Annotated in this window: 23 protein-coding genes and 1 pseudogene; 18 read left to right on the top strand and 6 right to left on the bottom strand. The window is 74.0% G+C overall.

Translation table 11 applies throughout. From position 1 onward, the window contains the following. The first annotated feature begins 477 nt into the window (after nt 1–477). Genes IH00_RS38205 through IH00_RS0134110 form a run of 3 tightly spaced genes read left to right on the top strand, consistent with a single transcriptional unit; the run spans nt 478 to nt 3,202 of the window. Nucleotides 478–1,272 (top strand): hypothetical protein, encoded by a 795-nt coding sequence (locus tag IH00_RS38205; RefSeq protein WP_039947716.1) that lies wholly within the window; start codon nt 478–480, stop codon nt 1,270–1,272. Further along, a complete protein-coding gene (gene mycP, locus IH00_RS0134115) occupies nt 1,269–2,450 on the top strand; it encodes a type VII secretion-associated serine protease mycosin (RefSeq protein WP_031080031.1) in 1,182 nt (393 codons plus the stop codon). Before IH00_RS38205 ends, mycP begins: the two co-directional genes overlap by 4 nt. Before the next feature lie 20 nt (nt 2,451–2,470). Then, the gene (locus tag IH00_RS0134110) at nt 2,471–3,202 is read left to right on the top strand and encodes an SseB family protein (RefSeq protein WP_031080029.1); all 732 of its coding nucleotides are present in this window, start codon (nt 2,471–2,473) and stop codon (nt 3,200–3,202) included. Nucleotides 3,203–3,246: 44 nt separating this feature from the next. Here the strand turns inward: IH00_RS0134110 and IH00_RS0134105 are convergent, their stop codons facing one another. Beyond that, nucleotides 3,247–3,621 carry a DUF1844 domain-containing protein gene (locus IH00_RS0134105; protein WP_031080027.1) on the bottom strand — a complete coding sequence of 125 codons (375 nt, stop codon included), beginning with the start codon at nt 3,619–3,621 and terminating at the stop codon, nt 3,247–3,249. Between the two features lie 276 nt (nt 3,622–3,897). Here IH00_RS0134105 and infC point away from each other — a divergent pair, with 276 nt between their 5' ends. The 10 genes from infC (at nt 3,898) to IH00_RS0134055 (ending at nt 14,860) form a co-directional block, all read left to right on the top strand. Then, on the top strand, nt 3,898–4,620 hold the full coding sequence (infC, locus tag IH00_RS0134100) for a translation initiation factor IF-3 (RefSeq protein ID WP_078888109.1): 723 nt from the start codon (nt 3,898–3,900) through the stop codon (nt 4,618–4,620). Between the two features lie 126 nt (nt 4,621–4,746). Further along, nucleotides 4,747–4,941 carry a 50S ribosomal protein L35 gene (rpmI, locus tag IH00_RS0134095; RefSeq protein WP_010476245.1) on the top strand — a complete coding sequence of 65 codons (195 nt, stop codon included), beginning with the start codon at nt 4,747–4,749 and terminating at the stop codon, nt 4,939–4,941. 105 nt (nt 4,942–5,046) lie between these two features. Beyond that, the gene (gene rplT / locus IH00_RS0134090; protein ID WP_031080021.1) at nt 5,047–5,433 is read left to right on the top strand and encodes a 50S ribosomal protein L20; all 387 of its coding nucleotides are present in this window, start codon (nt 5,047–5,049) and stop codon (nt 5,431–5,433) included. Between the two features lie 104 nt (nt 5,434–5,537). Beyond that, nucleotides 5,538–6,392 (top strand): TrmH family RNA methyltransferase, encoded by an 855-nt coding sequence (locus tag IH00_RS0134085; RefSeq protein ID WP_031080019.1) that lies wholly within the window; start codon nt 5,538–5,540, stop codon nt 6,390–6,392. 58 nt (nt 6,393–6,450) lie between these two features. Next, entirely contained in the window at nt 6,451–7,590 is a 1,140-nt protein-coding gene (locus tag IH00_RS0134080) for a sensor histidine kinase (protein WP_031080017.1), read from the top strand. A 139-nt stretch (nt 7,591–7,729) separates the two neighbouring features. Continuing rightward, nucleotides 7,730–8,854, top strand: coding sequence for a phenylalanine--tRNA ligase subunit alpha (pheS, locus tag IH00_RS0134075; protein ID WP_031080016.1), 1,125 nt, complete (start codon nt 7,730–7,732; stop codon nt 8,852–8,854). After that, entirely contained in the window at nt 8,854–11,382 is a 2,529-nt protein-coding gene (gene pheT, locus IH00_RS0134070; RefSeq protein ID WP_031080014.1) for a phenylalanine--tRNA ligase subunit beta, read from the top strand. The genes pheS and pheT overlap by 1 nt, the downstream gene beginning before the upstream one ends. 206 nt (nt 11,383–11,588) lie before the next feature. Next, nucleotides 11,589–12,641, top strand: coding sequence for a PP2C family protein-serine/threonine phosphatase (locus IH00_RS0134065; RefSeq protein ID WP_031080012.1), 1,053 nt, complete (start codon nt 11,589–11,591; stop codon nt 12,639–12,641). Nucleotides 12,642–12,911: 270 nt separating this feature from the next. Continuing rightward, nucleotides 12,912–14,252: an NsdA family TPR-like regulatory protein gene (locus IH00_RS0134060; protein WP_031080010.1), complete on the top strand. Its 1,341-nt coding sequence runs from the start codon at nt 12,912–12,914 to the stop codon at nt 14,250–14,252. 77 nt (nt 14,253–14,329) lie between these two features. Then, a complete protein-coding gene (locus IH00_RS0134055) occupies nt 14,330–14,860 on the top strand; it encodes an NUDIX hydrolase (protein WP_078888108.1) in 531 nt (176 codons plus the stop codon). 25 nt (nt 14,861–14,885) lie between these two features. Here IH00_RS0134055 and IH00_RS0134050 read toward each other — a convergent pair whose 3' ends face one another. Continuing rightward, on the bottom strand, nt 14,886–15,143 hold the full coding sequence (locus IH00_RS0134050) for a hypothetical protein (protein ID WP_031080007.1): 258 nt from the start codon (nt 15,141–15,143) through the stop codon (nt 14,886–14,888). 129 nt (nt 15,144–15,272) lie between these two features. After that, entirely contained in the window at nt 15,273–16,136 is an 864-nt protein-coding gene (locus tag IH00_RS0134045; RefSeq protein WP_031080005.1) for a 3-hydroxybutyryl-CoA dehydrogenase, read from the bottom strand. Nucleotides 16,137–16,296: 160 nt separating this feature from the next. On the opposite strand from IH00_RS0134045, the gene IH00_RS0134040 reads away from it, so the two are divergent. Continuing rightward, nucleotides 16,297–17,550 (top strand): glycoside hydrolase family 10-like protein, encoded by a 1,254-nt coding sequence (locus IH00_RS0134040; RefSeq protein WP_031080003.1) that lies wholly within the window; start codon nt 16,297–16,299, stop codon nt 17,548–17,550. A gap of 37 nt (nt 17,551–17,587) precedes the next feature. Here IH00_RS0134040 and IH00_RS0134035 read toward each other — a convergent pair whose 3' ends face one another. Both IH00_RS0134035 and IH00_RS0134030 read right to left on the bottom strand, forming a co-directional pair. After that, a complete protein-coding gene (locus IH00_RS0134035) occupies nt 17,588–17,779 on the bottom strand; it encodes a DUF1918 domain-containing protein (RefSeq protein WP_031080001.1) in 192 nt (63 codons plus the stop codon). A 121-nt stretch (nt 17,780–17,900) separates the two neighbouring features. After that, nucleotides 17,901–18,821, bottom strand: a complete 921-nt coding sequence (locus IH00_RS0134030) for a DMT family transporter (RefSeq protein WP_031079999.1) — start codon at nt 18,819–18,821, stop codon at nt 17,901–17,903. On the opposite strand from IH00_RS0134030, the gene IH00_RS0134025 reads away from it, so the two are divergent. The 3 genes from IH00_RS0134025 (at nt 18,820) to IH00_RS0134015 (ending at nt 22,143) form a co-directional block, all read left to right on the top strand. Beyond that, nucleotides 18,820–20,259: an aminotransferase-like domain-containing protein gene (locus IH00_RS0134025; RefSeq protein ID WP_031079997.1), complete on the top strand. Its 1,440-nt coding sequence runs from the start codon at nt 18,820–18,822 to the stop codon at nt 20,257–20,259. The two genes, IH00_RS0134030 and IH00_RS0134025, sit on opposite strands and share 2 nt — an antisense overlap. Nucleotides 20,260–20,314: 55 nt before the next feature. After that, nucleotides 20,315–20,752, top strand: a complete 438-nt coding sequence (locus IH00_RS0134020; RefSeq protein ID WP_031079996.1) for a GNAT family N-acetyltransferase — start codon at nt 20,315–20,317, stop codon at nt 20,750–20,752. Nucleotides 20,753–20,913: 161 nt separating this feature from the next. Beyond that, nucleotides 20,914–22,143, top strand: coding sequence for a methyltransferase (locus tag IH00_RS0134015; protein WP_031079994.1), 1,230 nt, complete (start codon nt 20,914–20,916; stop codon nt 22,141–22,143). Nucleotides 22,144–22,181: 38 nt separating this feature from the next. On the opposite strand, the gene IH00_RS0134010 is transcribed toward IH00_RS0134015, so the two are convergent. Then, complete coding sequence (locus IH00_RS0134010; RefSeq protein WP_031079992.1) at nt 22,182–22,736, bottom strand: hypothetical protein; 555 nt, start codon at nt 22,734–22,736, stop codon at nt 22,182–22,184. Nucleotides 22,737–23,123: 387 nt separating this feature from the next. Here IH00_RS0134010 and IH00_RS44625 point away from each other — a divergent pair. Continuing rightward, nucleotides 23,124–23,326, top strand: a pseudogene (locus IH00_RS44625) (hypothetical protein); the annotation flags it as partial.

Here is a 23,326-nt window from a genome sequence, read left to right as displayed (position 1 = left end):
GCCGCCTCCACCGCCCCGACGGCCCGCCCGGCGGCCCCGGACGCCACCGGCCCGCAGCCGGGGCGGTCGGCGCATCCCGACGCGCCGGCTCGTCCGGGCAGGCCCACACGCCCGGCGGCCCAGGCACCGGCGGCGCATGCACCGGCGGCCCAGCGCACGGCCCGGCCGGTGCCCCCGCAGGTACCGGGGCAGGCGCAGGCCCCTGCCGCCGGCCGGACCACCCCGCCCGCGGGCCCCGCCCGCGCGATACCGCCCGGCCCCCTGCCGCCCGCCCGGCCCCCGGCGCAGCCGCCGCGCCCGGCCGGCGTGCCGGCCGCCGGCGAGCGCCCGGCGACGGAGACCACCGCACGCCTGCGGCCCGTACCGGCGGAGCCCACCCGGCGGCGGCCCGTCGGGGCCGTCACCCTCGGGCCCGCGCCGGGAGCCGCGGCGTACGCGGCGCAGCCGTACTGGGGGCCGCCCCCCGCCGAAGCACCCGTGGAGACCACCACCCGACTGCGGCCCGTCCGGGAGCGGCACCCCGGGCGGACCCGGGCCGCCCTCGCCTGCCTCGTCCTGGGGCTGGGATGCATCGGCGGGGCCGGGGCCGGGGCGTGGCTCGTGGACGACGCGGACACCGGGGCCTCCTCCCGCACGGCGTACTCCGAGGCGCGCACCCTCTGGCACAGCGCCCCCGTCGACACCCTCTTCCCGCGCACGCTCCGGGGCGACGGAGCCGGGCCCGGCCGGGCCGACCGGGTCTGGTCGCGCGTGGCCGTCGCGCCCGACGGCCCCTGCACGGGCGCGCTGGACCCGCTGCTCGTCAAGGCGCTGCAGCCCGTCGGCTGCGCGCGCGTGCTGCGCGCCACGTACACCGACGCCACCTCCACCAGCGTCACCACCGTCGGCATGGTCTTCACCGAGGCCGACGCCCCCGCCATGGCCACCCTGCGCGCCCGCTTCGGCGACGAGAGCCTCGACGAGCGCGCCGACCTGATGCCCCGCACCCTCCCGGCACCCGGCACCGTCGCCGCCGGCTTCGGCGACAAGCAGCGCGCCAGCTGGCGGGTGAGGGTGCTCACGGAAGCACCGGTGGTCGTCTACGCCGTGTCCGGCTTCGCCGACGGCCGCACCGTCCCCGACCCGCAGCCCGCCGCCGAGGCGATGGCCGAGGGCCGGACCACCGCCCCCGCCCAGGCGGGGCTCGGCCACGAGGCCAAGGGCATCGCCGACCGGATCGAACGGGGCCTGCGCACGGCGGTGGCCCGGCGGACCGCGGAGGAGCCGACGTGAGACGACGCCCCCGCATCCTCGCCGCCCTCCTCGCGACCGGAATCGCCACCGGTCTCACCGTGCTGCCCGCCGCCCCCGCCCACGCCGACGCGATCCGCACCCAGCAGTGGGGCCTGGAGGCGCTGCACACCACCGAGGCGTGGCGCACCACCAAGGGCGCGGGCATCACCGTCGCCGTCCTCGACACCGGCGTCGACCCCACCCACCCCGACCTCGCCGGCAACGTCCTGCCCGGCAAGGACCTCATCGGCTTCGGCGCCGGTTCCGGCGACCGCGCGTGGGCCCGCCACGGCACCGCGATGGCCGGCATCATCGCGGGCCACGGCCACGGCCCGGGGAACCAGGACGGTGTCCTCGGCATCGCGCCCGAGGCGAGGATCCTCCCCGTCCGCGTCATCCTCGAAGGCACCGACCCGGCCCGCAACAAGGCCCGCGCGACGCGCGGCACCGCCCTCGCCAAGGGCATCCGCTGGGCCGTCGACCAGGGCGCCGACGTGATCAACCTCTCCCTCGGCGACGACAGCAAATCGGCCCACGCCGACGCCGCCGAGGACGCCGCCGTCCAGTACGCCCTGGCCAAGGGCGTGGCCGTCGTCGCCTCGGCGGGCAACGGCGGCGAGAAGGGCGACCACATCTCGTACCCCGCCGCATACCCCGGGGTCATCGCCGTCACCGCCGTCGACCGCTACGGCACCCACGCGGCCTTCTCGACCAGCCGCTGGTACGCCACCGTCAGCGCACCCGGCGTGGACATCGTCATCCCGGACCCGGACCGCAAGTACTACCAGGGCTGGGGCACCAGCGCCGCCGCCGCGTTCGTCTCCGGAGCCGTCGCCCTCGTCCGCTCCGCCCATCCGGACCTCACCCCCGCGCAGATCAAGAAGCTGCTCACGGACACGGCCCGCGACCGTCCCGCGGGCGGCGGCCACGACGACGACAAGGGGTACGGGACGGTCGACCCGGCCGCCGCGATCGCGGCGGGCGCGAAGCTGCGCCCCGGCGACCCGAAGGCCGTCACCTCCGGCTACACCGGGCGCTACTTCGGCGACGGGCCCGTGGCCGCCCAGGCGGAGCGGACGGCCCTCGGGCTGCTCGCCCCGGTCACCGGCGGCGTCGGTGTCGCGCTGGTTGCGGTGGCGGTCGTGCTGTGGCGCGGGGGCGGCGCGGCGCGGCGCTGAGACCCGGTTAGGCTCGACGCGTGGCGCTCAAGAACATCCCCGATTCCGGTTACTCCGACGACGACGGCACCGCCGACCCCGAGCTCTCGGCGGCCCTCGCCGCCTGGGCCGCGGACCGGTCCGCGGAACCGCGCGTGCTGGCCGCCCTCAAGGGCGCCCGGCTGCTCGTCCCCGTCGTGGCCGTCCTCGGCGAGGTCGAGGAGGACGAGAACGGGCTGCGCCGCGAGAAGACCAGCGACATGGCCGTGCCGACGCTCACCGCGGGCGACCGCCGCGCGCTGCCCGCCTTCACCTCCCTGGCGTCCCTGGCCCTCTGGGACCCGCAGGCCCGCCCCGTCGCCGTACCGCTGCACCAGGCGCTGCAGGCCGCCGCGCACGAGAAGGCGGACACCCTGGTGCTGGACCTCGCCGGGCCCGTGCCGTACCAGCTGACCGGGCGTGCCCTGCTCGCCCTCGCCGAAGGCCGTACGACCACCGACCCGCTCGCCGACCCGGCCGTCACGCGGGCCGTGCGGGACGTGGTGGCGGCCGAGCGCGCAGTGCTGCGTGCCCACCTGGGCCGGGGCACCGCGGACGGGACGCTGGCCCTGGTCCTGACCGCGGACGCGGTGCCGGCCGAGGCGGCCGGGCGCGTCGCCCGCGCGCTCGCGGCCGACGAAACACTGAGGGCCCGCCTGGTGCGGGGTCTCGACCTGGCACTCCTGCCGGCCACGGCCACGCCCCCGGGCGAGCCCTTCTACGTACGGGACTGATCCTGCGCGGCCGGGGCCCGTGCCCCGGCCCGCGCCGCGGGGGCTCAGCCGAAGACCGGCCCCGTGTACTTCTCGCCCGGCCCCTGGCCCGGCTCGTCCGGGACGACCGACGCCTCGCGGAAGGCCAGCTGCAGCGACTTCAGGCCGTCCCGCAGCGGCGCCGCGTGGAACGAGCTGATCTCCGTGACGCTCGCGTCCAGCAGGCCCGCCAGCGCATGGACCAGCTTGCGCGCCTCGTCGAGGTCCTTGTGCTCGTCGCCCTCCTCGGTGAGCCCGAGCTTCACCGCCGCGGCGCTCATCAGGTTGACGGCGACCGTCACGATCACCTCGACCGCGGGAACCTCCGCGATGTCGCGGGTCATGGTCTCGAAGTCGGTGGTCTCGGAGGCGGAGGGGTTGCTCGGCGTGGCATCACTCATGAGGCCCACGATAGGCGCCCTCTCCCGGTTAGCCGCACCCGGCCGGAGCTGGTAACCTGGTGTGACGACCGGCCGGACACGACTCGTGATCCGGCCCACAAGTGGAGGCTCCGCTCTCCCACCTGGCCGTCCTCCGGGACGGCGGGTCACCGGTCAGGTGGCGACCATCGTTCCGTACGGACGATGGTGCCGCCCGAATGTGCGCCCCGCGGTACGCCGTGGCGGTGCTCCGGTAGCACGAGGAGCCCCGCCTGTGTCCCGTCCGGGGCATTTTTCATGCACCGGCGCGGTTGGTCTCAGAACAGACGTTACGCGTCCGTCCGCCAGGCGGTCGCGTGGTGCTACCGAGGAGGATCCATCAGCGCCGAGCCCCGCATCAACGACCGGATTCGCGTTCCCGAGGTGCGACTTGTCGGTCCCAGCGGCGAGCAGGTCGGGATTGTTCCGCTTGCCAAGGCCCTGGAGCTTGCGCAGGAGTACGACCTCGACCTCGTCGAGGTCGCGGCGAACGCCCGCCCGCCCGTGTGCAAGCTCATGGACTACGGGAAGTTCAAGTACGAGTCGGCCATGAAGGCCCGTGAGGCGCGCAAGAACCAGGCGCACACGGTCATCAAGGAGATGAAGCTCCGGCCGAAGATCGACCCGCACGACTACGACACCAAGAAGGGTCACGTCGTCCGGTTCCTCAAGCAGGGCGACAAGGTCAAGATCACGATCATGTTCCGTGGTCGCGAGCAGTCCCGGCCGGAGCTCGGCTACCGGCTGCTGCAGCGGCTGGCGGAGGATGTCCAGGACCTCGGGTTCATCGAGTCGAACCCGAAGCAGGACGGCCGCAACATGATCATGGTTCTCGGTCCGCACAAGAAGAAGACCGAGGCCATGGCCGAGGCCCGCGAGGCGCAGGCCGCCCGCAAGGCGGAGCGCCAGGGCCAGCCCGCCCAGGCGGACGAGACCGAGCAGGCCGAGGTGCCCGCCGAGGCCGAGCAGTCCGCCCCGTAGGCCCCAGGCTCCGCCGAAGGCCTGTTTCCCGGGCACCCGCCCGGGATGCAACCGATACATCTGACGCTCCCGCGCGCCGGTCCCCGGACCGGCTGGGAGCGCCACTGACGAGGAGAGAACGGCGCTATGCCGAAGAACAAGACGCACAGCGGTGCCAAGAAGCGCTTCAAGATCACCGGCTCCGGCAAGGTGCTGCGCGAGCGCGCCGGCAAGCGCCACCTGCTCGAGCACAAGTCGTCCAAGCTGACGCGTCGCCTCACCGGCAACGCCGAGATGGCCCCGGGTGACAGCGCCAAGATCAAGAAGATGCTGGGCATCTGACTGACCTCCCGCCCTCGGTGACGAGGGCATCCGGTCACCACCGGGACCCATATCGTTTCCGGGTCGTGTGAGTCCAACCACGACCCCGCTACAAGGAGTTAACACGTGGCACGCGTCAAGCGGGCAGTCAACGCCCACAAGAAGCGCCGGGCGATCCTCGAGCAGGCCAGCGGCTACCGCGGCCAGCGCTCCCGCCTGTACCGCAAGGCGAAGGAGCAGGTCACCCACTCCCTCGTCTACAACTACAACGACCGCAAGAAGCGCAAGGGCGACTTCCGTCAGCTGTGGATCCAGCGCATCAACGCCGCTGCCCGCGCCAACGGCATCACCTACAACCGCTTCATCCAGGGTCTGAAGGCCGCCAACATCGAGGTGGACCGCAAGATCCTGGCCGAGCTCGCCGTCAACGACGCCAACGCGTTCGCCGCGCTGGTCGAGGCCGCTCAGAAGGCGCTCCCGAGCGACGTCAACGCCCCGAAGGCCGCCGCCTGATCTCCCAGGCAGCAGTACTTCCGCCCGGACCCGCAGGCCCCGCGCCTGCGGGTCCGGTCTGTTCCACCTCCGCGCGTACGAGATAGAGAGAGCCGCCGACCACCATGGGCACCCCCGAGCTGATCTCCCCGCGATCCCCGCGCGTCGTCGCCGCCCGGCGGCTCGCCAAGCGGAACTTCCGGGGCAAGGAGCGGCTGTTCATCGCCGAGGGCCCGCAGGCCGTCCGGGAGGCCGTCGCCCACCGCGGCGGAGGTGAGCCGACGCTGGTCGAGCTGTTCACCACCCTGGAGGCCGCCGAGCGGTACGCCGACATCGTCGCGGCCGCGCGCGCCACCGGCGCCCGCGTCCACCACGCCTCCGACGCCGTGCTCGCCGAGGTCTCCCAGACCGTCACGCCGCAGGGGCTTCTCGGGGTCTGCCGCTTCCTCGACTCGCCCTTCGAGGACATCCTCACGAGCCGTCCCCGGCTCGTCGCCGTGCTCGCCCACGTACGCGACCCCGGCAACGCCGGGACCGTGCTGCGGTGCGCCGACGCCGCCGGCGCGGACGCCGTCGTCCTCACCGACGCCTCCGTCGACCTGTACAACCCCAAGGCCGTGCGCGCCTCGGTCGGCTCCGTCTTCCACCTCCCCGTGGCCGTCGGCGTCCCCGTGGAGCAGGCCGTCGCCGGACTCCGGCGCGCGGGCGTACGGATCCTCGCCGCCGACGGGGCCGGCGAGGCCGACCTCGACGACGAGCTCGACGCGGGCACCATGGGCGGTCCCACGGCGTGGATCTTCGGCAACGAGGCCTGGGGCCTGCCCGAGGAGACCCGCGCGCTCGCCGACGCCGTGGTGCGCGTACCGATCCACGGCAAGGCCGAGAGCCTGAACCTGGCGACCGCCGCGGCCGTATGTCTCTACGGCTCCGCCCGTGCGCAGCGCGCTGCCGGAGGGTGCCGCTCCGTCACCTCCACCTAGTAGGCTGACGGGCTCGGGGGGACGGCCCACTGTGCTGCACGGAGGGGTGGGAGCGGGGATGACGCTCAGGACGAGCAGGCCGGCGGCGGCGCCGGGCGCTTTACTGGACGCGCCCGGAGCCTGTGGTACGCCCGTCGTCGTACCCGCGGGCCACGCGTACGATCCCGACGAGCTGCCCGACGGCCTCGTCGTCGCCGACGAGCACGGCCGCGTCGTGTGCTTCAACACCGCGGCCGAGCGCATCACCGCGGTGGCCCGCGCCGAGGCCCTCGGCCGTCCCCTGGAGCTCGCCCTGCCGCTGGAGGACCTCAAGGGCCGCCGCTGGTGGCAGCTGACCGACCCCTACGGCGGGCTCGCCATCCGTGTCCGGCAGCCCGAGCGCAACCTGCTGCTGCCCGGCGGCCGCGAGGTCCTCGTCGCCGCCACGTACGTCCGCGAGCACCCCACCGGGCCGGTCCGCAAGGTCGTCGTCACCCTGCGCGGCACCGAGGCGCGCCGCCGCACCGAGCGCAGCCACGCCGAGCTGATCGCCACCGTCGCCCACGAGCTGCGCTCCCCGCTCACCTCCGTCAAGGGCTTCACCGCGACCCTGCTCGCCAAGTGGGAGCGGTTCACCGACGACCAGAAGCGGCTGATGCTGGAGACGGTCGACGCCGACGCCAACCGCGTCACCCGGCTCATCGCGGAGCTGCTCGACATCTCCCGAATAGACTCCGGCCGCCTCGAGGTGCGCCGCCAGCCCGTCGACATCGCCGCCGCCATCGGCCGCCACATCCAGGCCCACACCGCCAGGGGACAGTCCCCGGACCGGTTCTTCGTCCGCGTGCGCCGCCCCCTGCCCGATCTGTGGGCCGACCCGGACAAGATCGACCAGGTGCTGGGCAACCTGCTCGAAAATGCGGTGCGGCACGGCGAGGGAACCGTCACCATTGACGTGGCACCCACCGGCAGCGACGACGAGAAGGGAACGGCCGTCACCGTGAGCGACGAAGGTCCCGGCATTCCCGAGGAGTCGATGGGCCGCGTGTTCACCCGCTTCTGGCGGGGCAGCAAGCGCGGCGGGACCGGTCTCGGCCTGTACATCGTCAAGGGCATCGTCGAGGCGCACGGTGGGACGATCACCGTCGGCCGGGGACCGGCCGGCGGCGCCGAGTTCCGATTTACGCTGCCCGTGGGCGCCCCCGCCTATCTGACCTGACAGAGGCGGCACAGGAGTCCACGGGCTGATCCGCGGCGCACCCGCCGCCCCATACCCCGTTAGACTCGTCCTTTGGCACCTTTGCGTCCTCGGTCGTCGAGCGGGGGCCCCAGCCAGCCCATCGGAAGTACGGGAAGAGATGTCGGCACCCAATAAGTCGTACGACCCTGTCGAGGTCGAGGCACTGAAACCGGAAGAGATCGAGCGCATGCGGGACGAGGCGCTCGCCGCCTTCGCCGCCGCCGGTGACCTCGACGCGCTCCACGAGGCCAAGGTCGCGCACACCGGACCCACCTCGCCGCTCGCGCTCGCCAACCGGGAGATCGGCGCCCTGCCCCCGCACGCCAAGGCCGAGGCCGGCAAGCGCGTGGGCCAGGCCCGCGGTGCCGTGAACAAGGCGCTGGCCGCCCGGCAGACCGAGCTGGAGGCCGAGCGCGACGCCCGTGTGCTCGTCGAGGAGGCCGTGGACGTCACACTGCCCTACGACCGCACCCCGGCCGGCGCCCGCCACCCGCTCACCACGCTCATGGAGCGCATCGAGGACATCTTCGTCGGCATGGGCTACGAGGTCGCGGAGGGCCCCGAGGTCGAGTCCGAGTGGCTCAACTTCGACGCGCTCAACATCGCCGTCGACCACCCCGCCCGCGGGGAGCAGGACACCTTCTTCGTCGCCGACGAGAAGGGCACGTCCGGCTCCGGCGTCGTGCTGCGCACCCACACCTCGCCCGTCCAGGTCCGCTCCATGCTCGACCGCGAGCCGCCGCTGTACGTGATCTGCCCCGGCCGCGTGTACCGCACGGACGAGCTGGACGCCACGCACACCCCGGTGTTCCACCAGGTCGAGCTGCTCGCCGTCGACGAGGGCCTCACCATGGCGGACCTCAAGGGCACCCTCGACCACATGGTCCAGGCGCTCTTCGGCGGGGAGGGCATGAAGACCCGGCTGCGGCCGAACTTCTTCCCCTTCACCGAGCCGTCCGCCGAGATGGACATGGTCTGCTACGTGTGCCGCGGCGAGTCCGTCGGCAACCCGGACCGCCCCTGCCGCACCTGCTCCAGCGAGGGCTGGATCGAGCTCGGCGGCTGCGGCATGGTCAACCCCAAGGTGCTCACCGCCTGCGGCGTGGACCCCGAGAAGTACAGCGGATTCGCCTTCGGGTTCGGCATCGAGCGGATGCTGATGTTCCGCCACAACGTCGAAGACATGCGAGACATGGTCGAGGGTGACGTCCGGTTCACCCGGCCGTTCGGGATGGAGATCTGATGCGGGTCCCGCTTTCGTGGCTGCGGGAGTACGTCGACCTACCGGCGACGGAGACCGGCCGAGACGTACAGACCAGGCTCATCGCGGCCGGTCTCGAGGTGGAGACCGTCGAGCAGCTCGGCGCCGGCCTCAAGGGCCCGCTGGTCGTCGGCCAGGTCCTCACCATCGAGGAGCTGACCGAGTTCAAGAAGCCCATCCGCTACTGCACCGTCGACGTCGGCGAGGCCAACGGCACCGGCGAGCCGCAGGAGATCATCTGCGGGGCGCGCAACTTCGCCGTGGGCGACAAGGTCGTCGTGGCCCTGCCCGGCGCCGTCCTGCCCGGTGACTTCCAGATCGCCGAGCGCAAGACGTACGGCCGGATGTCCCGCGGCATGATCTGCTCCGGCGACGAGCTGGGCATGGGCGACGACGGCACGCACGGCATCATCGTGCTGCCGCCGGAGATCGAGATCGGCATCGACGCGGCGGAGCTGCTGGAGCTGCACGACGAGGTCCTCGACATCGCCGTCACCCCGGACCGCGGCTACTGCCTGTCCCTGCGCGGTGTCGCCCGCGAGGCCGCCACCGCCTACGGGCTGCCGCTGCGCGACCCGGCCCTCCTCGACGTGCCCGCGCCCAACTCGTACGGCTACCCCGTGAAGGTCGCCGACCCCGTCGGCTGCGACCGCTTCACCGCGCGGACGGTCGTCGGGCTCGACCCCGAGGCACGATCCCCGATCTGGCTGCGCCGCCGCCTGCAGAAGGCCGGCATGCGGCCGATCTCGCTCGCCGTCGACGTCACCAACTACGTGATGCTGGAGCTCGGCCAGCCCCTGCACGCCTACGACCGCACCCGCGTCCAGGGCGCGATCGGCGTGCGCCGCGCGGAGCCCGGCGAGAAGATCACCACCCTCGACGGCGCCCAGCGCGTCCTCGACGCCGAGGACCTGGTCATCACGGACGACCGCGGGCCCATCGGCCTCGCGGGTGTGATGGGCGGCGCCAACACCGAGATCGCCGACTCCGTCACCGACCCAGAGACGGGCGAGGTGCGCGGGACCACCGAGGTGGTCATCGAGGCCGCGCACTTCGACGCGATCGCCATCGCCCGCACCGCGCGCCGCCACAAGCTGTCCTCGGAGGCGTCCCGGCGCTTCGAGCGCGGTGTCGACCCGCAGGCCGCGGCCGCCGCCGCGCAGCGCACCGTCGACCTGCTGGTCCTCCTCGCGGGCGGCACCGCCGAGGCCGGCGTCACCGAGATCATCGCGCCGTCCGCGCCGCGCACGGTCACGATGCGCGCCGACCACCCGGACCGGGTCGCCGGCGTGTCCTACGGCCGCGAGACCGTCGTGCGCCGGCTGCAGGAGGTCGGCTGCGACGTCTACGGGCAGGACGAGCTCACCGTCACCGTGCCGTCGTGGCGGCCCGACCTGGCCCACCCGAACGACCTCGCCGAAGAGGTCATCCGGCTGGAGGGGTACGAGAACCTCCCGTCCACGCTGCCGCAGCCGCCGTCCGGCCGCGGGCTGACCGCCCGGCAGCGGCTCCACCGCCGTGTCGGCCGGGCGCTGGCCGGCTCCGGGTACGTCGAGGCGCCCAACTACCCCTTCATCGCCGAGCAGGTCTTCGACCAGCTCGGCCTGGCCGCGGACGACCCCAACCGCACGGTGGTCCGGCTCGTCAACCCGCTCTCCGACGAAGAGCCGGCGATGCGCACCACGCTGCTGCCGGGGCTGCTCGGCGCGCTGCGCCGCAACGACGGACGCGGCAGCCACGACCTGGCCCTCTTCGAAACCGGGCTGGTCTTCCACCCGGCCGGTGAAGCGGGCACCACGGTCGTGCTGCCCGTCGACCGCCGTCCCACCGACGAGGAGATCGCGCGGCTCAACGCTCCGCTGCCCCGGCAGCCGCGCCACGTCGCGGTCGTCCTCGCCGGGGCGCGCGAGCAGGCCGGCTGGTGGGGCAAGGAGCGCCCGGCGGACTGGGCAGACGCGGTCGAGGCCGCGCGGACCGTCGCCCGGGAGGCCGGCGCCGAGCTGATCGTGCGCCAGGGCCAGTACGGGCCGTGGCACCCCGGCCGTTGCGCCCAGCTGGCGGTCGTGGCCGACGGTACGGAGCAGGTCGTCGGGTACGCCGGTGAGCTGCACCCGCGCGTCGTCAAGGCGCTGCACCTGCCGGCCCGCACCTGCGCGATGGAGCTGAACCTCGACACCGTCGAACGGGCCTCCGCCGGGGCCCTGCGCGCGCCGCGGATCTCCACCTTCCCGGTCGCCACGCAGGACGTCGCGCTGGTCGTCGCGCAGGACGTGCCGGCCGCCGAGGTCGAGCGCGCGCTGCGGGAGGGCGCCGGCGAACTGCTGGAGGACATCCGGCTGTTCGACGTCTTCACCGGCGAGCAGATCGGTGAGGGCAGGAAGTCGCTGGCGTACGCCCTGCGTTTCCGCGCCGCCGACCGGACGCTGACCGTCGAGGAGGCCTCGGCCGCCCGCGACACCGCGGTGGCGCTGGCCGCCGAGCGGACGGGCGCGGTGCTGCGCGGCGCCTGACGGCCGTTCGCCGCCCGAAGGGGCATGCCCGGACCTCCGGGCATGCCCCTTCTTCCGTGTCCCGCCCCGCTGTTCGCGTGGGACCGCACCACGGTGATCCGCACGTCACTCGTTCGAGTGGGAAGTCTGGTGCACTTTCCCCTTGGACGGGGACGATCGACAGACTCGTCCCGACCGCGAGAGGGGCCTGAAGAAGGGCGGTCCGCATGATCCGTACGCGATCCTGGCCTCGTCGCCTCGCCCCGCTCGCGCCGCCCGCCGCCTGGGGCGGCGTCGCGGTCCTGTGGAAACTCACCTGTCCGCTGGCGCAGCAGGGAGGGCTCCCCACCCGGATCGCCACCAGCGTGGTCTTCTTCGCGATGGGCACCGGGCTGGTGCTGGGCATCCGCCACGGCCTGGTGCGCGAGCTGAGGCAGGTCAGAGCCATCGCCCAGGCCACCCAGCAGGTGCTGCTGCGCCCGCTGCCGCCCCGGCTGGACGGCCTGTCCGTCGCCGCGGGCCAGCTCTCCGCCGCCCGGGGCGCGTCCGTGGGCGGCGACCTGTACGAGGCGGTCGTCACCGCGCACGGCGTGCGGCTCGTCATCGGCGACGTGCGCGGCCACGGGCTCGCGTCGCTCGCCGCGGCCGCGGCCGTGCTCGGCAGCTTCCGGGAAGCCGCGTACGACGAGGAGCGGCTCGACGGGGTGCTGCGGCGGCTGGACCGGGCGCTGGCGCGCCACCTGCGCGAGCGGGCGCGCGACGAACACCCTGCGTCCGGCGGGCGGTACGGGCACAGCCCGTCGGCGGAGGAGTTCGTCACCGTCCTGCTGCTGGAGATCGGCCGGGACGGCGAGGTCCTGGCGCTCAACTGCGGGCACCCCTGGCCCTACCTCCTGAGCCCGGGTGCCGAACCGGTCGCGCCGGGCGACCCGTTGCCGCCGCTCGGCGCCTTCCCGCTCCCCGGCGACCTGCCCGTGCACCGGTGCGGCCGGCTCCTGCCCGGTCAGGCGCTGTTCCTGCACACGGACGGCGCCGAGGACGCCAGGAACGCGGCGGGGCAGTTCTTCCGGCTGGACGAGGTGCTGGCGCGGGCCGCGGTGACGGGCGCGGCGCCCGCCGCCGTCATCCACAGCGTGCACTCCGCGCTGCTGCGGCACACCGGCGGACGGCTCACCGACGACGTCGCCCTGCTCGTCGTCCGCAACGACCGTTCGCCGGTGCCGGCGCAGTCCGCGGAACACGGGCTGCGCCGGACCCGGCCTGCACCCTCCCATCGGTAGCGGCTCCAGGGACGGTCGGTGCGGCCGGCGCCGTCCGCCCTGCCGCGGAGTGTCGGGCAGATCCGGCAGGACGGACGACGCTTCGACGGGCCACCGCACTGTACGAGGGGGAGCCGGTGACCCTGCCGCCTCTGTGAGAGACAGCTCAGTCAACCGGCGCCCGGGGCATGACGGGAGAGCACGCGGGGCACGGATACGGGCATTCCGTTCACACCCCGTGCGAATGCGACTCCACTACGCTGGGCGCACCGAGCCTTCGAAGGGGCCCCCATGCAGCCCAACACCCTGCTCGACGCCCTGCTCGACGAAGCGGGCATCTCCCATGCCGGCCTGGCCGCGCACGTCAACCAGGCGGGCCGCGCCAGAGGCCTCGCCCTGCGGTACGAACACACCGCCGTCGCCCGCTGGCTGAAGGGCCAGCGGCCGCGCGGCCAGGTGCCGGACCTGATCTGCGAGGTGCTCGGCGCGCGGCTGCACCGCCCCGTCACGCTCGACGACATCGGGCTCGGTGTCCCCGGGGACGCGGCCGCTCCGCACGGCTCGCCGCTGTCCGGCTTCGTCGAGCGGGCCACCGCCCTGTGGCGCTCCGACGAGCAGCAGCGGCCGCACATACTCGGAGCCCCGGCGGTCACCGGCACGCCCGCGGTGATGCCCGTGTGGGAGTGGGAGAACCCGCCGGAGGACGCCGACGTCTCGCGCGACGGCCGGACGCGCGTCTCGGTCTCCGACATCCAGATGCTGCGCGCGGCGCGGGCGCACTACGAGCTGATGTACCGCAAGGCGGGCGGCATCGCCACACGTGCCCGGATCGTCGGATTCCTCAACGCGGAGACCGCCCCGCTCCTGCGCGGCGCCTACAGCGACGCCCTGGGCCGCCAGCTCCACCGCGCGACGGGTGGTCTGGTGGCGGTGGCCGGCATCTGCGCGTACGACTCCGACGCCCACGGCCTGGCGCAGCGCTACTTCCACCAGGCGCTGCGGCTGGCGAAGGCGAGCGGGGACCGGGGGCTCGGCGCGTACGTCATCGCGCTGCTGGTCAACCAGTCGCTGTTCATGGAGGACTACCGGCAGGCGGTGGCGTTCGCCGAGGCGGCGCTGCGCACGGCCGGGCAGCAGATCACCCCGGCGCTCGCCGCCGATCTGTACGCGATGCAGGCGAAGGCGTACGCGCACCTCGGTGACGGTTCCAGCGCCCTGCGGTGCATCCGGCACGCGGAGGCGGAGGCGGAGCGCATCCGGCCGGGCCGTGAGCCGGACGAGACCGGATACGTGCAGCCGGGTCTGGTGAACGTGCAGGTGGCCGAGGCGCTGCTCAGTCTGGGGGAACTGGGCGGTGCCCGGGAGCACGCGGCGGCCGCCGTCCGCACGCCGGCGCACGACCGGGGGCGGGTCCACCGGCTGGCGATGCTCAGTCAGATCGAGTTGCGGCAGGGGGAGGCCGACCGGGCCGCGCGGACCGCCGTCGAAATGGCCGAGCGGGCCCGGGGGATGGAGTCGCAACGGCTGCGGGACCGGCTGCGTGCCGTGCGCGAGCACCTGGTGGCGAGCGGATGCGGTCAGGCGCGGGAGGCGGCCGACCTCATCGACGGGGCGTTGCGCGTTCCGCTCTGACGGCCGGGGCACGAGTTTCCTCGTGCGCAGGGAGCTGCTGCGATATTGCCATCGACTTGTCGGAAGGTGGCAGAAACGTGCAGTGGACGAACTTAAACGAACAGACTGTGTATGAGAACCGCTGGTTCAAGGTGAACCTGGCGGACGTCGCGCTCCCCGACGGCCGGCACCTCGACCACTTCCTCATCCGGCTCCGCCCGGTCGCCGTGGCGACCGCGGTCAACGAGGCGAACGAGGTGCTGATGCTGTGGCGCCACCGCTTCATCACCGACAGCTGGGGGTGGGAGCTGGCCGCCGGTGTCGTCGAGGACGGCGAGGACATCGCGGCGGCCGCGGCGCGGGAGATGGAGGAGGAGACGGGCTGGCGGCCGGGACCGCTGCGGCACCTGCTCACCGTGGAGCCCTCCAACGGCCTCACCGACGCCCGCCACCACCTCTACTGGGCGGAGGACGCCACGTACACCGGCCATCCCGAGGACGACTTCGAGTCGTCGCGCCGCGAGTGGGTCCCGCTGAAGCTGGTCCCGGACATGATCGCCCGGGGCGAGGTCCCGGCCGCCAACATGGCGGCCGGGCTGCTGATGCTGCACCATCTGCGCCTGGGCTGACGCGGCCGGACCGACAGCCGTCGGCTCAGCGCCCGAGCCCTTGCCAGACCGCGACGGCCAGGGCGCCCACCGTGGTCAGCACGGAGACGGTGGGCAGCGGCCACTTGGCGTGCTCCAGTGCCGCGACGCGCGCGGCCAGATCGGTCAGATCCCGGTCGATCTGGCCGTGGCGCTGGGCCAGCAGCGCCAGTTGCCCGTCGATGCGGGCGAGGCCGACGTCGAGACAGCGGCGCAGTTCTGCGAACTCCTCGACGGCCGCTAAGTGTTCGGGGTCGGTGGTCACGGTTTTCCGCTCCTCTTCGTTGACTGAGCGGATCCGAGTCAACCCCCTGCACAGGGGCGCGGGGAGCGTGTGCGAAGGGCATATGCGAACACGCTCCGCACACCCCGTGCGAAATCCGGTGGCGCTGCGTTACGAGGCGTACGGGTAGAAGCCCGAGCCCGTCTTGCGGCCGAGCCGGCCCGCGTCGACCATGCGCTGCAGCAGCGGGGGAGCGGCGTACAGCGGCTCCTTGTACTCGGCGTACATCGAGTCGGCGACGGAGGCGACGGTGTCCAGGCCGATGAGGTCGGCGAGCTTCAGCGGGCCCATGGGGTGGGCGCAGCCCATCTCCATGCCGTTGTCGATGTCCTCACGGCTGGCGATGCCCGATTCGAACATCCGGATCGCGGAGAGCAGGTACGGGATCAGCAGCGCGTTCACCACGAAGCCGGAGCGGTCCTGGGCCCGGATCGCGTGCTTGCCCAGCACCTTCTCGACCGCGGCCTGGGCGCGGCTGAGCGTCCCCTCGGAGGTGGTCAGCGCCGGGATGAGCTCGACGAGCTGCTGCACCGGGGCCGGGTTGAAGAAGTGGATGCCGATGACCTGGTCCGGGCGGGACGTCGCCACGGCCAGCTTCACCAGCGGGATGGAGGAGGTGTTCGAGGCGAGGATCGCGTCCTGGCGGGTCACCACCTGGTCGAGGACCTGGAAGATCTCCGTCTTCACCTGCTCGTTCTCCACGACCGCCTCGATGACCAGGTCGCGGTCGGCGAACTCGCCGAGGTCGGTGGTGAAGCTGAGCCGGGCCAGCGTCGCGTCGTGCTCCTCCTGGCTGATCTTGCCGCGCTCGGCGGCCTTGGCGAGCGAGTTGTACAGCCGGGTACGGCCGATCTCCAGCGCCTCGCCGGTGGTCTCGGCGACCTTGACCTCCAGGCCGCTGCGGGCGCACACCTCCGCGATGCCGGCGCCCATCTGGCCGCAGCCGACCACTCCGACGCGTTCGATGTCGGTCACATCGTGCCTTTCGCTGTTCTTCCCGGTGGCAGGTCCTCCGTGTGATTCCGGCGCCCGCCTCGACCCCCCGACGTTACTCCGTTCGTACCGGTGGAGCGCGGCCCGGGGCGGGCATGCTCTGCGGGGACGTCCGGACAACCCAACCCGTAAGGGGTGACATATGCGGCACATCCGAAGAAGGGGTCTGGTGGCGGGCGCGGCGGGAGCGCTGGCGTCACTGAAGGCGGCGAGCGTCGCGGGTGCGGCAACCGGGCGGCTCCCGGCCGCGCGGGGCGAGCGGCGCCGGGCGCGCAACAAGGCGTTCCGCGGGATGTGGCTGGCCACGGTCTCCAACCGGGACTGGCCCTCCAGGCCGGGCCTCCCGGCCGGCGCGCAGCGCGCCGAACTGCTGGCCCGCCTCGACAGCGCCGTGGAGCGGCGGCTGAACGCGGTGATCTTCCAGGTGCGCCCGACGGCCGACGCGCTGTGGCCCTCGCCGTACGAGCCGTGGTCGCAGTACCTCACCGGGGTGCAGGGCGGGGATCCCGGCTGGGATCCGCTGGGCACGGCCGTCGAGGAGGCGCACCGGCGCGGCCTGGAGCTGCACGCCTGGTTCAACCCGTACCGGGTCGCCAACCACACCGATCCGTCCCGGCTCGCCGAGGGCCACCCGGCCAGGATCCACCCCGACTGGGTCCTGCCCTACGGCGGCAAGCTCTACTACAACCCGGGCCTGCCGCACGTGCGGCGCTTCGTGCAGGACGCGATGCTCGACGCCGTGTGCCGCTACCCCGTGGACGCGGTGCACTTCGACGACTACTTCTACCCGTACCCGGTGGCCGGCCAGACCTTCGCCGACGACGAGGCGTACGAGGCGTACGGCGCCGGCTTCCCGGACCGGGCCGCGTGGCGGCGGGACAACATCGACCGGCTGGTGTGCGAGATGGCGCACCGGATCGCAAGGACCCGGAAGCGCACGGCGTTCGGGATCAGTCCGTTCGGGGTGTGGCGCAACGCGGCGACCGATCCGCTCGGCTCCGACACCCGGGCCGGGGTCCAGACCTACGACGACCTGCACGCCGACACGCGCGCCTGGGTGAAGGAGGGCTGGATCGACTACGTGGTGCCGCAGCTGTACTGGCACATCGGATTCGCCCCGGCCGACTACGCCACCCTGGTGCCCTGGTGGAACGACGTCGTCCGGGGCACGAACGTCCGGCTGTACGTGGGGGAGGCGCTGTACAAGGCGGGGGACCCGGCCCAGCCCGCGGCCTGGCAGGATCCGGCGGAGCTCTCCCGGCACCTCACCTTCGCCGAGGACCACCACCGCGTGCGGGGCCATGTCTTCTTCTCGGCCAAGGAGGTGATGACGGACCGCATCGGGGCGATGGCCAGGGTGGTGGCCGATCATTACCCGACGACGGCCCGTCCGTAGCGCCTCCCGGCCCGCCGGGGCGGGCGGGCGGACGCGGCTAGCCCGGTTCCTTGTGCCGGACGACGCTGTCGGGGCCGGGGGACATCACGGTCTCGTGCCCGTCCTCGAAGCGGACGCGGTACGGGGGGTTCCCGTTCTGGCCCAGCACCTCGACCACCTCCGCGGTCCGGTCGTGCTGGCCGACGTGCCTGCCGTGCACCGTCAGTTTGTCGCCCTTGCTCGCGTGCATCGAGTGACCTCCTCGCGCCGGTCTGTTGCCTGGAGTGTGCGCAGTTCAGTGCGGACCACCGGAGTTGCCCGTATGGGGAGTTTACGTCCGCATATGTGCCATCTGTCACTTCGGGAGCTGCTCAGGAGCCGGTCCGCTGGGTGACGGCGATGCACACCAGGACCGCTCCGGCCGCCAGGGGTGCGGCGGCCGAGAGCGGCTCCCCGAGCAGCAGCACCGACCAGACCAGCGTGAGCAGCGGCTGGGCCAGCTGGAGCTGACTCGCCCGGGCGATGCCGATCGCCGCCATGCCCCGGTACCAGACGTACAGGCCGAAGAAGGTGGATCCCGCCGCCACCCAGACCAGACCGATGACGCCGTGGGCGGTGAGTCGCACCGGTTCCGCGGCCAGCGCGACCGCCGAACCGGCCACCGCCGCCGGCAGGCACAGCACCAGCGCCCAGCCGATGACCTGCCAGCCCGGCATCACCCGCGCCAGCCGGCCGCCCTCGGTGTAGCCCGCGGCGCACACCAGCAGGGCGCCGAACAGGTACGGGTCGCCCGCCGACAGCCCACCGCCGCTCTGCTGGAGCGTGAACACGGCCACCACCGCCGCCCCGGCCAGCGCCGCCGCCCAGAACGCCCGCGACGGCCGCCGCCCGGTGCGCACCGCGGCGAACGCGGCGGTCGTCAGCGGCAGCAGCCCCACCACCACCGCGGCGTGCGAGGTGGTCGACGTCCGCAGCGCCAGCGTGGTGAGCAGCGGGAAGCCCAGCACCACGCCTCCGGCCACCACCGCGAGCCCGCCCCAGTGCCGGCGGTCGGGGACCGGGACGCGCCGCGCCAGCAGGAAGGCTCCGGCGATCAGTGCGGCGAGCGTGCTGCGCACGGCGACGAGCGACCAGGGGCCGAAGCTCTCCAGCCCCCAGACCGTGGACGGGAAGGTCAGCGAGAAGGCGACGACCCCGAGCAGGGCGAGCAGGGTGCCGCCGCCGGCGCCCTGCGCGGGCGGAGCCGTGACCGCTATCGAGGTCGGGCGAGTAGCGCTATCCTGTGCTGTCATGCAAGAGCGTAGCAGTGTGGCGGACTTGGCGAACGTGCTGAGAGGGGAGTTGGACCGCTACTCACCAGGTGGAAAGCTCCCGTCGAGCCGGGCGCTCGTGGAGCGCTACCGCGTTTCGCCGGTGACCGTCTCGCGCGCGCTGGCGCAGCTCGCCGCCGAAGGGCTGGTCGTCACCCGGCCCGGCGCCGGCGCCTTCCGGGCCCGGCCCCGCACCGACAGTGCCCCGCCGCCCGGTGACACCTCCTGGCAGGAGGTCGCCCTGAGCGCCGACTCCGCGACCGAGCTCGTACCGCGCTCCGTGGACGCCTCCGGCGTCCTCGTCACGCTCGCCGCGCCCTCGACCGGCGTGATCGAATTCAACGGCGGCTATCTGCACCCCTCCCTCCAGCCCGAACGGGCCCTCGCCGCCGCCCTCGCCCGGGCCGGCCGGCGGCCCGGCGCCTGGGGCCGCCCGCCCACCGACGGCCTGCCCGAGCTGCGCGACTGGTTCGCCCGCGAGATCGGCGGCTCCGTCACCGCGGCCGACGTCCTGATCACCGCGGGCGGCCAGTCCGCGATCACCACCGCTCTGCGGGCGCTGGCCCCGCCGGGCACCCCCGTCCTCGTCGAATCGCCCACCTACCCGGGCATGCTCGCCGTCGCCCGCGCCTCGGGCCTGCGCCCCGTCCCCGTGCCCGCCGACCGGGACGGCGTCCGCCCCGACCTGCTGGCCGCCGCCTTCCGGGCCACCGGGGCCCGCGTCTTCGTCTCCCAGCCGCTCTTCCAGAACCCCACGGGTGCCGTCCTCCCCGTCGAACGCCGCCGTGCGGTGGTGCGCATCGCCCGCGAGGCCGGCGCCTTCGTCGTCGAGGACGACTTCGCCCGCCGCCTCGCCCACGAGGACGCGGGTCCGCTCCCCGCACCGCTCGCGGCCGACGACCCGGACGGCGTCGTCGTCCACGTCTGCTCCCTCACCAAGATCGCCTCGCCCAGCCTGCGCGTCGGTGCGCTCGCCGCGCGCGGCCCGGTGCTGGAGCGGCTGCGCGCCATCCAGGTCGTCGACACCTTCTTCGTGCCGCGGCCCCTCCAGGAAGCCGCACTGGAACTCGTCGGATCCCCCTCCTGGAACCGGCACCTGCGGTCCGTGGCGGCCGAGCTGACGTCCCGCCGCACCGCCATGGCCGCCGCGCTCGCCCAGCACCTGCCCGAACTCGCCCTGCCCCACCTCCCCTCCGGCGGTCAGCAGCTCTGGCTCCGCCTTCCCGAAACCACCGCCGAGCCCGCCCTGCTCGCCGCCGCCCTGCGCGCGGGCGTCGCCGTCGCCCCCGGCCGCCCCTACTTCTGTGCCGAACCCCCCGCCGGCCACGTACGGCTGAGCTTCGCGGGCGTCGCGGGACCGGCCGAGATCGCCGAAGGCGTGCGCCGCCTGCGCGCCGCCCACGACGAACTCCGGTCCTGAGAAGAGCGTGGCACGCACCACTGACAACCGGCCCCGCGCCTGCCACAGTCCGATCATGGACGAGAAGACGACAGCCCTGGACGCGTACGAGATCTCCACCGACCCCGCCCGCCTCGACCGCGCCCGCATCCACCACTGGCTGTCGACCGACGCGTACTGGGCGCTCGGCCGCAGCCGCGACAAGCAGGACCGGGCCATCGACGGGTCGCTCAACTTCGGCGCGTACGAAACCGCCTCCGGCGAGCTCGTCGCCTATGCCCGTGCCGTCACCGACCACGCCACCTTCGCCTGGCTGTGCGACGTCTACGTCGACCGCTCCGTCCGCGGCATCGGCCTCGGCACCGCCCTCGTCGAAGCGGTGCGCGACCACTTCGCCCCGCTGGGCATCAAGCGCATCGTCCTCGCCACCGAGGACGCGCACGGCGTGTACGAGAAGGCCGGCTTCCAGGCCTTGGACGTCCCGGCGCACTGGATGGCGCTGCGGTTCGCGTAGCGCTCGCGCCCCGGCGGGCGGCGACGACGGCGGCGGCGGTGGCGACGGCGGTCCCGCGGCCGGTCCTGCGGAGGGGCATGAGGAGGCCGTCGGCTCCGGGCGGGGCGGGACGGTGCTCCGGGTCGGGCCGGGGGCGGGGGAGCGGCTAGCCTGAGGGCACGATGAACCGTTTGACCACGTCATGGGCCGATGTCGAGCTCGCCCGCTTCCCCGAGGACCCGCGCGACCCGCTGCGCGCGTGGGACGCCGCCGACGACTACCTGCTGCGGCACCTCGCGGAGGCGCACCCCGCATGGCTCCCGCCCGGACGGCAGGACCCCGCGGACGCGCCCGCCGGCACCGGGTCCGCCGGCACCGCGCCCGCCGGCACCGCGCCCGCCGGCACCGTGGCCGTGGTCGGCGACCGGTGGGGCGCGCTGGTCACCTCGCTCGCCCGCCTGCGCCCCGTACAGATCACCGACTCGTACCTGACCCGCGAGGCCACCCGCGCCAATCTCGCACGCAACGGTGTCGACGCCTCCAGCGTCCAGCTCCTGACCACCCGCGACACCCCGCCCGGGCGCGTCGACGTGCTGCTCGTCCGCGTCCCCAAGAGCCTCGCCCTCCTGGAGGACCAGCTCCACCGGATCACCCCCGCCGTGCACCCCGGGACGGTCGTCGTCGGCACCGGCATGGTCAAGGAGATCCACACCTCCACGCTGCGGCTCTTCGAGCGGATCATCGGCCCGACCCGCACCTCCCTCGCCGTCAGGAAGGCCCGGCTCGTCCTCGCCACGCCGGACCCGGACCTGCCGCGGACCCCGAGCCCCTGGCCGCACCGGTACGCCCTGCCCGCCGACGCCCCGGGCGCCGTGGCCGGCCGCACGGTCGTCAACCACGCAGGCATCTTCTGCGCCGACCGGCTCGACGTCGGGACGCGCTTCTTCCTGCGGCACCTGCCGACGGGCCTGGCCGGCTCCCGGGTCGTGGACCTCGGCTGCGGCAACGGCGTCGTCGGCCTCGCGGTGTCGCTGGCCGCACCGGACGCCGAACTGCTCCTGGTCGACGAGTCGTACCAGGCGGTGGCCTCGGCGGAGGAGACCTTCCGGACGAGCGCGGCGCCCGGGACCACGGCGGAGTTCCTCGTCGGCGACGGGCTCGACGGCGTACCGGCCGGCTCCGTCGACGTGGTGCTGAACAACCCGCCCTTCCACAGCCACCAGGCGACCACCGACCGCACGGCCCGGCGCATGTTCACGGGCGCCCGGCACGCACTGCGCCGCGGCGGCGAGCTGTGGGTCATCGGCAACCGGCACCTGGGCTACCACGTGACGCTGCGCCGGATCTTCGGCAACTGCGACGTGGTGGCGAGCGACCCGAAGTTCGTCGTCCTGCGCGCGACGAAGCGCTGACCCGTGGGCGACCCCGCGGAGGTGCGGGGCCGCGCGGCTCAGTCGGACGGCAGGCGGCTGCCGCACCGCCCGCAGAAGCGGACGTCCGAGTCGTCCGGGGCGAGGCGCCCGCACTCGGGGCACACCCGGTTCAGCAGGCACACAGGCTCGCCGCCCGCCCCGCTCCCGGTGGCCCGGGCCCTCGTGTCCCGCTCCGCGACCGCCGCCGGTGAGGCCGGCGCGCTGCGGATCGACAGCCCCGGGCGGCGCCGGTGGACCGTCAGGTACGCCAGCCCTGCCGCCCCCGCCACGACCCCGCGGCGCGCCCCGCGCGGCAACCACACGACGGCGCCCGCGCCGAGCTCCCGCTCGCCGTGGCCGTCGCCTTCCCCGGGGTCGAGGCGCCCGGTGCCGTCCACCACGTACAGGAGGACGTCGAGGTCCGGCTCGACGTGCACCGCCACACGGGCGTCCGGCCCCAGCCGTACGACGTTGGCGTCCAGCTGACGCCCGTCGGCCGCGAGCCGCCACAGCGCCCCGCCCCTGTCGGCCGGTGCGTCACGGAAGAGCTCCGCCACGCGCGTGAGAACGGCCGCCTCCGGGCTCGCTGTCACCCGATCCCTCCCGTACCTGCTGTTCCTGGCAGTGGAACTGCTTCCTGGTCCAACGTTGAAACTCTAGGGCCTCGGTACGCCAGGGCGCGGACGAGCGCACGAGGGGCGCGTTCCACCCCGTCGAGCGCCCCCACGGTGGCGGCCGCGTGCCCGTACCCGTAGTACTCGAGAGCTACGCGGAAGGTGCGCTCCCCGGCGGGACGCCGGCTCCCCACGGTGATCCATAACGTCGTCGGCGGAGAGGCGGAAAAGCCCTCCGGCGCGCGGGCCCCCTGCCCGCGGGCCCCACTCCCGTACGCCCCGGCCGGCGAGCCCCCGCTTCCCGTACGTCCCCCTCCCGGCTCGCGCGCCCTCCTGCGTACGCACGTCCCCGGAAGGACCCCGCCCATGGCGTTCCGCCCCCGCCGCGCCCTGCTCGCCGCACTCGTCACCGCATCGGTGGCGCTGCCGGTCTCGGGCGCGGCCCGCCCCTCCGCCGTTCCGGCACCCGCGCCGCCGCACCTCGCGCCCCTGACGTCCGCGGCGCCCGCCGTGCTGGACGCGCGGTACGCCGCCAACCGCGAAGGCATCCGCGCGGCAGAGCTCACGGC

Origin of the sequence: Streptomyces sp. NRRL S-118, assembly GCF_000716335.1 — a bacterium.
Taxonomy (GTDB): domain Bacteria; phylum Actinomycetota; class Actinomycetes; order Streptomycetales; family Streptomycetaceae; genus Streptomyces.
The sequence above is the reverse complement of the archived record's forward strand: the minus strand, read 5'-3'. Positions and strand labels throughout refer to the sequence as shown.